Origin of the sequence: Paenibacillus sp. TAF43_2 (assembly GCF_052113545.1) — a bacterium.
Classification (GTDB): Bacteria; Bacillota; Bacilli; order Paenibacillales; family Paenibacillaceae; genus Pristimantibacillus.
Genome location: NZ_JBFRDK010000267.1, coordinates 1 through 5854, shown reverse-complemented (window position 1 = coordinate 5854; position 5854 = coordinate 1). Strand labels below are relative to the sequence as shown.

Genomic DNA, 5854 nt, shown 5'->3' with positions numbered 1-5854 from the left:
GAAATAGAGCATCTCATCGCGAAGCATAGATAGAATGTCGCGCTGCCAATCCTCAAGAGTAGGGGAGTACTCCTCAATGAACCAGACGAGATCTTTTTCTGGCCGTGGTTGAAAACGTTTGGCGTCAGCGGCCTGCGATTGAGCGGCAACTGTTCGATCCGGATCTAGATTCCACAAGTCATTCACAAGAGGAGGAAGGGATGTTCCACTCCGAGCGCTCGCTGTCCTTTTGCACCATTTCGATATAACGTTTCTTATCTAATTGATAAGGCTTAATGAGCGTCGGATCGACATGCTCTTGAATGGCAAGGATCACATCGATAAACTGTTCGACCGCCTCTATTGGAATGGCAATAAATATCTTAATGATCTTGTGCTAACCCATGTGATTTTGACTTTGCTAAGTATAAATAATAATGCTTAGTAAGGAATTAAAGGAAAACCATTAAGCGATCATGCACATCTGAGCATGGTCGCTGTTGTTTGGATATAGGTAGAGATATGTCCGATAAATAGGGGGAGAAATGCTGGAAAGCTGAGAAAAGAATAGCGCAGTCTTGTTAACCTTTGATCATTTACCGCTCTAAACGTGCTACCTATGTCTATCCCAGCGGTGGGCTTTTTTGTGTTACCTTTTTGATGTAGCAAATTCTAAAGTGAAATTAAGATGTATTCAGACATTTTTTATGGTGATGGATAAGGAGAAAATAGATGATAACAATTCGTGATGTCAAAGCAATACTGACTGCACCAGAGGGAATTAATCTGGTTGTTGTTAAAATTGAAACTTCAGAGCCTGGCTTGTACGGCTTGGGCTGTGCTACATTTACACAGCGTTATTTGACCGTAGCTTCGGCAATCGAAGACCACTTAAAGCCATTCTTAATCGGTAAGGATGTGCACCGTATTGAAGATATTTGGCAGACAGCAATGGTCAGCGGGTATTGGAGAAATGGACCGGAATTTAATAATGCTTTGTCCGGGGTCGATATGGCCTTGTGGGATATTAAAGGGAAAATAGCTGGACTGCCAGTATATCAACTGCTAGGCGGAAAGTGTCGTGAAGGTGCAGCAATTTATAAGCATGCCGATGGCAGCAGTAAAGAAGAAGTAGAAAAAAATGTGCGCGCCTGCCTAGAGGAAGGCTACCGTTATGTGCGATGTCAAATGGGATTGTACGGTGGACGTGATCACAAGATCGTGAAGCCTGATCATGCGTTGGATGGTGCTTACTATGATCCTAAGGTATATAGGAGAGGTATTATTGAAATGTTCGATCATTTACGAAGCACAATAGGTTGGGATGTGGAGCTAATCCATGATATCCATGAACGACTGACCCCAATCGATGCGGTAGGCTTTGCTAAGCAGCTAGAGAAATTCCAGTTGTTCTATTTGGAGGATGCACTGCCTCCGGAGCAAATCGAATGGTTTAAACTGATCCGACAGCACACAACGACACCTATCGCAATGGGCGAGCTGTTTAACAATCCGAACGAATGGATGCCTTTGATCTCAGGACGTTTGATTGACTATATTCGTATCCACGTAAGCCAAATCGGCGGGATCACACCAGCCCAAAAGATGATCTCGCTTTGTGAGGCTTATGGCATTCGCACGGCGTGGCATGGTCCTGGCGATGTTTCCCCGGTTGGACATGCGGCAAACGTACATTTGGATGTCAGCAGCATCAATTTCGGTATACAGGAATGGAATGGTTTTAAAGACGAGATTCACGAAGTATTCTCAGGAATACCTGAATCTAGAGATGGATATGTGTACCCGAACGAGAAACCAGGCCTAGGTATTGATATAGATGAGAAAATGGCTGCTAAATTCCAATGTGAGAACGTGGTTCCCGCATGGACGCTGGCTCGTCTGCCAGACGGAACCTCCGCCCGACCTTAATAGCTAGTATTAGCCAAATGGCTTTCGAAGAGCAAAACACCTAGTTTAAATAAAGATGGCAAAGCTGTAGAAATAAGGCTTTGCCTATTTCAATTTAGCCTTGCTGGAGTTTCTATTTCAGATAACAAGAAATCAGTCATGGTATGATTGAGTATAGTGAAGAGGAACTTTAAACTTGATTGATTAAGCATTTATTATTTTCTTGGGAGTGTGCAGTTCGATGTTTTTCAGCATGAGGAGAAAGTTCAAAGCATTTCTTTATGATTACCTGACCTTGAAGAAGAGGATTATTATTATCTTCTTGCTTAGCTCATTGATTCCGTTTATTAGTATAGGCCTGATTTCTTACTATACCATCTACTCCATTCTTACCAATAAAATTCAAAGTGGCATTCAAAGCAACTTAAATCAAGTAGAGCTTTCGTTAGAGAATACGATCAGTAATTTAAATCATGTATCCCAACAGCTTGCTTTTGAAGGCAGTGTAGGCAAGAAATTAGATGAATTTTTAGCAAGTGCGGATCGCAAACCATTCGAGCGCTACAAAATGATAAGCAATTTGAAGGAAGAATTAAGCCTCATTACTTTTACGAATCCGAGTATCGGATTAACCTTGTATTATTTCCAAAACGATCATTCCTATGATCTTGAAAATTTGGGAGTCAAGGATAACTTTTTCCCAGAAAAATCGCCATTGCTTGCCAAGTATTCTGGAATTTCCTATTATGGACCGCATATGAGCAATAACCGATTCGAAAATCAATATGTGCTGTCTGCTTTAAGAAAAGTCGATCTGCCTAATCGAAATGATGTTTATGTTTACATAGAAACAGGATTACATTTGACGCAAAGCATCCTTAGCAATGATCAAACAGGTGGGAATAACTCCCATATATTTCTTGATAATGATGGTAGAATTGCCTATAGCGAATTACCGGATGCCTTTGTAATAGATACAACGTTCCCTGGCATTGAAGAGGGAAAGCCTTTCGGTACACATAATGGATATAAATGGTTTAGGAAAGTAAGCAGTCAAGGATGGAGCATTGTTTCCGTGATCCCTAAAGCCGATTATAACAAGGAGATGAATCGATGGTTCGTTCAAATCCTGCTATTTTCGATTGTTTTTTTGGTGATGAGTCTATTCATGGCATGGCTATTGTGGAAAATGGTGTATCGACCATTGAGCGGTTTCAATAAAGAAATTAAGCTGATGGCTCAAAATGGAATTCAGACAGGTATAGCAAGAACTAGAATACCAGAGTTTGACTTCCTCCTGGATCAATTTCGGCAAATGAAAGTTCAAATTTGGGATTTGTTTGCGGAGGTTGAACAGAAGGAGAGGCGCAGAGCGGATCTTGAGGTCGAGAAGCTGCTATATCAAATCAATCCTCATTTTTTGATGAATACGTTGGATACGGTGCACTGGCTGGCTGTCATGAACGGGCAGAACGAGATTGATCGTCTTGTATCGTCATTAAATAAACTGCTGCATTATAATTTGGGGAAGCTTGGACAATCATCAACGATTCAAGAGGAGCTAGAGGCGTTGAAGCAATACCTTATTTTGCAGCAAATTCGTTATGATTTTCAATTTGATGTGCAGATTCATATGGATGAAGAGGTATTGAAAATGCCGATTCCTCGGTTCATCCTGCAACCACTCGTAGAAAACTCCCTTTATCATGGCTTAAGTGATGAGGGCTTCATTCGAGTTGATGTGAAATTAACACAAATGATCAATATTTCCATTCATGACAACGGGTCAGGGATGTCAGAAGAAACCATTGAAAAGTTGTTAAACAGCTCAGAAGTTGAAAACAATAAGGTTGGCATGGGCATAGGGATGAACTATGTGAAGCGCATGATTGAATCTCAATATGGCGAGCGGGCAGAGTTGAAAATTAATAGTGTGCTAGGGAAAGGGACAAGCATTTTCTTAAGCTTGCCCCTCTTGGAGGTTGAACCAAATCATGATTAAAGTGATGATTGTTGATGATGATAAATTAGTTCGAAAGGGACTTATTTCGGCAATGCCTTGGGAGAATTTCGATATGGAGGTTGTAGGTGAAGCAAGTAACGGCAAAAAAGCATTGGAATTTTTGGAATCCAATCGTGTTGATTTACTGCTTACTGATTTAGCTATGCCTGTGATGTCGGGGATTGAATTAATAAAAAGGGTCCGTAAAGAGTTCTCTCATATCTATACTGTAGTCTTGACGCTTCATCAGGATTTTGAGTACATCCAAGAGGCGCTTAGATTAGGCGCGATTGATTACATTGCTAAAGTTCAGCTTGAAAAAGAGCGCTTTGAGGAAGTACTTGAAAGAATCTACAACCGAATTATGCAGGAACAAAAAAGAGATCCAAATGCAAATGAGCTTTTTTCAATGGATCGAGGCTACGCATTGCTTTCTAATAACAAGGCTGTTGGAGAGTATTGGGTAAAAGAATGGAGCAATAAGACAGACCAATCCATAGTTGAGGTGGATATTAATCTTTGGTTCTGGATGCAACCGCTAGAGCAATCCAACGAATTATGGCTGGAACGGCTTTCACAGGTCATCTGTACTAAACCGGGTTGGAATCTAATCAAGCTTAATGGTCYTTATGGTAAATGTCATAAAGATGTAAATCGTCGGCTAAGAGAATATAGAGAGAAGGATTTCTTTTACGACTATGATCCGCATTCTAGCGTTCAGTCTATTTTGCTGCAAGAGGGGGACAATCACAAGCAAGCAAGGTCTGAAGAAAGCATGAATCATGCGAAGGAGCAATGGTCGTCTTATGAATGGATTTATCAAGACAGTCTATTTAATCATCAACTCTATACTTTGAAGATGATGCGGCTGCCTCAGGCGATGCTGCTTGGGCTGCTGTATTCGTTAATCGATAAATGGAATCTTATATTTTCTCCTGTGGGCATATTAAAAATTCAGCTGCCAGTTTCTTTTGATTCCTGGGATCAAGTGGATACATGGTTTATAACCATACGTAATATGATCCGCAGCGCCATTGTTAAACCCACATTTTCCCAAGAGGTTGTGGAATGCATCATTAAAGCTGTTCATATCGCTCATGAAGAGATGAATCAGCAGATTACTGCGGCTAACATTGCTAAAAGAGTCAACATGAGTCGAAGCTATTTTAGCCAATGCTTTAAAGAAATTGTTGGTATGAATTTTAGCGACTATTTACGACAGGTTCGCATCGAGAAAGCAAAGGAGCTTCTGCTCTATACCAACAAGACCATTCTTTGGATTGCAGAAAACGTTGGTTATATGGATGAAAAATATTTTAGCCGCACCTTTCGAGAGCAAACGGATATGCTTCCGAGTAAATACCGACAAGCGTATGATAAAACGCATGATATAGGTAGAGATATGACCGGGAAATAGGGGGAGAAATGATAAATAGCTAAGAAAAGAACCACAAAACCTTGCTAATCTTCGGTCATTTACCTCTCTAAACGTGGTACTTATGTCTATCTAAACGAGAAGCTTTTGTGTGTTACCTTTTAGGTGTGGACAAATTCAAAAGTGAAAGAAGGAACACGCATGAGCAAGTCTAAAAAATGCATTCAAATGTTACTTGCAGCTATGTTAGTTGTATTACCGGCATGCAGTAATTCAGGCAATTCCAAAGAACCATCAAAGCCTTCAACGGAAGGAGCACAAACTGAAGAGATACAAGAAGAAGCAGATCCTTTTGGAAAATCCGAGGAACCTATCACAATTAGAATTGGAAAAGAAATTGATGCGTCGGATAAAAGCTTGCCAGACGGGGAATCTCCTGAGAACAACCAGTATACCCGTTATATTAAAGAACAATTGAACATAGATACGAAAATTGTTTGGCAGGCTGCTGGAGGCAAAGATTACGAACAGAAGATCAATTTATCCATTGCCAGTAACGACTTGCCTGATGCGATGGTTGTGAATGTGAA

Annotated in this window: 5 protein-coding genes and 1 pseudogene; 4 read left to right on the top strand and 2 right to left on the bottom strand. The window is 40.7% G+C overall.

The features are described from left to right. Positions 1-186: SpoVR family protein (locus AB4Z17_RS31415; RefSeq protein WP_441964209.1), on the bottom strand; the 186-nt coding region annotated here is incomplete at its 3' end. Beyond that, complete coding sequence (locus AB4Z17_RS31410) at positions 179-316, bottom strand: hypothetical protein (RefSeq protein ID WP_441964207.1); 138 nt, start codon at positions 314-316, stop codon at positions 179-181. The genes AB4Z17_RS31410 and AB4Z17_RS31415, both read right to left, overlap by 8 nt. A 395-nt stretch (positions 317-711) precedes the next feature. Between AB4Z17_RS31410 and AB4Z17_RS31405 the strand changes: the two genes are divergently transcribed. The 4 genes and pseudogenes from AB4Z17_RS31405 to AB4Z17_RS31390 form a co-directional block, all read left to right on the top strand. Next, positions 712-1908 (top strand): enolase C-terminal domain-like protein, encoded by a 1197-nt coding sequence (locus AB4Z17_RS31405; RefSeq protein WP_441964205.1) that lies wholly within the window; start codon positions 712-714, stop codon positions 1906-1908. Between the two features lie 220 nt (positions 1909-2128). Next, positions 2129-3889 carry a sensor histidine kinase gene (locus tag AB4Z17_RS31400; RefSeq protein WP_441964203.1) on the top strand — a complete coding sequence of 587 codons (1761 nt, stop codon included), beginning with the start codon at positions 2129-2131 and terminating at the stop codon, positions 3887-3889. Continuing rightward, positions 3882-5306 carry a response regulator transcription factor gene (locus tag AB4Z17_RS31395; RefSeq protein WP_441964201.1) on the top strand — a complete coding sequence of 475 codons (1425 nt, stop codon included), beginning with the start codon at positions 3882-3884 and terminating at the stop codon, positions 5304-5306. Before AB4Z17_RS31400 ends, AB4Z17_RS31395 begins: the two co-directional genes overlap by 8 nt. 159 nt (positions 5307-5465) lie before the next feature. Then, a pseudogene (locus tag AB4Z17_RS31390) lies at positions 5466-5854 on the top strand (extracellular solute-binding protein); the annotation flags it as partial.